This is a genomic window from Streptomyces sp. NPDC086077 (genome assembly GCF_040686175.1).
Lineage (GTDB): Bacteria > Actinomycetota > Actinomycetes > Streptomycetales > Streptomycetaceae > Streptomyces.
In genome coordinates this window covers 1-2884 of record NZ_JBFBJT010000295.1, presented here as the reverse complement: position 1 = coordinate 2884, position 2884 = coordinate 1, and the positions used below count along the sequence as shown (strand labels likewise).

Genomic DNA, 2884 nt, shown 5'->3' with positions numbered 1-2884 from the left:
GAAGCCCCGGCCGGGGCCTCACACGTTCCTGACAGTCACAGACCTCGTGACGCGCGGCAGCGTGCCGTACACGCGAGCCTCGACTCAGGCGGCAACCACGTCCACCGCCTCGGCGGGCGCCTTGATGGTCACCCGTTCCGGCGGCACACCGGCCACCGATACGGAACCCAGCATCGGACGAACCCGCGTGGGAACAGGCTCACTGGGGGTGGCCGCTGCAGACTGTGCCAGCTCGGCGAGGGCGAGCTCGTCGCTCACTTCCCGCATGAGCTCGGACATCCGTACGTCCAGCGCGTCGCAGATGGCGGAGAGCAGCTCGGAGGAAGCCTCCTTCTGCCCCCGCTCCACCTCGGAGAGATAGCCGAGTGAGACTCGGGCGGACGAGGAGACTTCGCGCAGAGTACGGCCCTGGCGCTGGCGCTGCCGACGCAGCACGTCACCCAGCAGGCGACGGAGCAGAATCATCGGTGGCTCCCTCCTCGGACCGCGTAGCCGCATCCTTCACGCCCCACCGTACCGCCTTGCGCTGCGGCCGTGCGGGGAGCGATGTCGTGTTCACTCAGGGCTGCAAACATCAAAACCCCCCGTTCCGTTCCGTATCCTGTGCCCGCTCATTCCCAGTCTGTTCGCCCGCGAGCTCCCTCAGAAGCAGTGCGAGTACGCTCCGTACACTCTCCATACGAATTTCCGCCCGCCGGCCGTTCAACCTCAGGGCCTCCACTTTTCCGCCACCGGCAGAACCGGCACCCGCCCCGAACGGTCCGTCCAGCGCGACGAAAACGGTTCCGACGGGCTGTCCGTCCTGGGGGTCGGGACCTGCGACACCGGTGGTCGCGATGCCCCAGTCGGCACCCAGCGCCTTCCGCACTCCGGCCGCCATCTGGGCCGCCACCTGCGGATCCACTGCTCCACGCTGAGCCAGCAGGGTGGCGTCGACACCGAGCAGTTCGTTCTTGAGCTCGGTCGCGTACGCCGTCACGGACCCTCGGAAGACCTTGGAGGCCCCGGGCACCGCCGTCAGCTCCGCCGCGACCAGCCCACCCGTCAGCGACTCGGCGACGGCGACGGTCTCGCCCCTCACCGTGAGTAGTCGCACCACTTGCGCGGCCGGGGAACTCACCGTTCCGTCTCCTCCAACGCGGCCTGGCGCTCGGCGATTCCCTGCCTGCGCAGCACAATGGCCTGTCTCACATAATCAAGCCCCGTCGCCACGGTCAGGACGACCGCCGCGGCCATCACCCAGAAGCGCAGGGTGGCCAGCCAGCCCGTGAGCGCCAGCACATACATGCCGACGGCCACGCCCTGGGTGAGGGTCTTCAGCTTTCCGCCACGGCTGGCGGGGATGACGCCGTAGCGGATGACCAGGAAACGCAGCAGCGTGATCCCCAGTTCCCGGCCGAGGATCACCGCCGTCACCCACCAGGGCAGATCGCCCAGGGCTGAGAGACAGATCAGCGCCGCCCCCATGATCGCCTTGTCGGCGATGGGGTCGGCGATCTTCCCGAAGTCGGTGACGAGGTTGTACGTGCGGGCCAGATGGCCGTCGAACAGGTCGGTGATCATGGCGATGGCGAACGCCGCCCAGGCGAGCGAGCGCCAGGCCGGGTCGTACCCGCCGTCGGCCAGCATCAGCGCGACGAAGCCGGGGACCAGGAGCAGCCGGAGCATGGTCAGGAGGTTGGCGACGTTCCACACGCTGGCCTGGTCGACTGCGGCAGCCGCGATCTTTCCGCCGCGCACCGGTTTCACGCCCATCTGCGCGCTGGTGGCACCGGCCCCCGAGACGCCCGCTCCGGCGGCGCCCGCCTCCGCGACACCCGGGCCGAACCCGCTCGTGCCCTGCGAGGACCCCTTCAGAGAAGCCCGCTGCGAGGAGGATCCTTTCGAGGCCGCGGCCGTGCCGTTCGCCGGGGCGGGGCCACCCGCGGCGGACGCCGGTACTCCGGTCATCTGCCCGCCTCCTCACTGCCGGCCCGGCCGTCGGCGCCTACGGCGGCGAACGCCAACGGCTCGGCCACGAGGTCGACACCTTCCGTACCGACCACCTTCGCCTCGACCATACGACCGGCGCGCAGCGTCTCGCCGCCGGTGAGCAGCACCTGCCCGTCGGTCTCGGGCGCCTGGTGGGCGGCGCGGCCGTAGGTGCCGTCCTCCCCGCCGACGGACTCCACGAGGACGCGCAGGGTCTCGCCGACGCGGTCCTCGGCGCGCTGCGAGACGAGTTCCTCGGCGAGCCGCGAGATGTGGGCGAGCCGCTCGGCGACGACGTCCTGGTCCAGCTTGCTGTCGTAGGTCGCCGCCTCGGTGCCCTCCTCGTCGGAGTAGCCAAAAACGCCGATCGCGTCGAGCCGTGCGCCGTTCAGGAAGCGCTCCAGCTCGGCCAGGTCGGCCTCGGTCTCCCCGGGGAAGCCCACGATGAAGTTGGAGCGCACGCCCGCGTCCGGTGCCTTGCTGCGGATGGTGTCGAGCAGCTCCAGGAACCGGTCGGTGTCGCCGAACCGGCGCATGGCGCGCAGCACGGCGGGCGCGGAGTGCTGGAAGGACAGGTCGAAGTAGGGCGCGACCTTGGGCGTGGAGGTGAGCACGTCGATCAGGCCGGGCCGCATCTCCGCGGGCTGGAGGTAGCTGACCCGCACCCGCTCGATGCCGTCGACGTCCGCCAGCTCCGGCAGCAGCGACTCCAGCAGGCGGATGTCGCCCAGGTCCTTGCCGTAGGAGGTGTTGTTCTCGGAGACCAGCATGATCTCCTTGACGCCCTGCTCGGCCAGCCACCGGGTCTCGTTCAGCACGTCGCTCGGGCGGCGGGAGATGAAGGAGCCGCGGAAGGACGGGATGGCGCAGAAGGTGCAGCGCCGGTCGCAGCCGGAGGCCAGCTTCACCGAGG

The 2884-nt window shown here is 70.2% G+C and carries 4 protein-coding genes; all 4 read right to left on the bottom strand.

The features are described from left to right. Positions 1–84: 84 nt before the first annotated feature. The gene (locus AB0O67_RS37095; RefSeq protein ID WP_365460456.1) at positions 85–465 is read right to left on the bottom strand and encodes a helix-turn-helix transcriptional regulator; all 381 of its coding nucleotides are present in this window, start codon (positions 463–465) and stop codon (positions 85–87) included. A gap of 109 nt (positions 466–574) precedes the next feature. Next, positions 575–1120 carry a CinA family protein gene (locus AB0O67_RS37090; protein ID WP_365460453.1) on the bottom strand — a complete coding sequence of 182 codons (546 nt, stop codon included), beginning with the start codon at positions 1118–1120 and terminating at the stop codon, positions 575–577. Next, positions 1117–1950 carry a CDP-diacylglycerol--glycerol-3-phosphate 3-phosphatidyltransferase gene (pgsA, locus tag AB0O67_RS37085; RefSeq protein WP_365460450.1) on the bottom strand — a complete coding sequence of 278 codons (834 nt, stop codon included), beginning with the start codon at positions 1948–1950 and terminating at the stop codon, positions 1117–1119. Before pgsA ends, AB0O67_RS37090 begins: the two co-directional genes overlap by 4 nt. Then, positions 1947–2884, bottom strand: a 938-nt coding sequence (locus AB0O67_RS37080; RefSeq protein WP_365460447.1) for a MiaB/RimO family radical SAM methylthiotransferase, incomplete at its 5' end; no start/stop codon positions are given. The genes pgsA and AB0O67_RS37080, both read right to left, overlap by 4 nt.

Excerpts from the sequence above, each read along its gene's own strand:
- AB0O67_RS37095 (WP_365460456.1), bottom strand. The coding sequence starts at position 465 with ATGATTCTGCTCCGTCGCCTGCTGGGTGACGTGCTGCGTCGGCAGCGC.
- pgsA (WP_365460450.1), bottom strand. The coding sequence starts at position 1,950 with ATGACCGGAGTACCGGCGTCCGCCGCGGGTGGCCCCGCCCCGGCGAAC.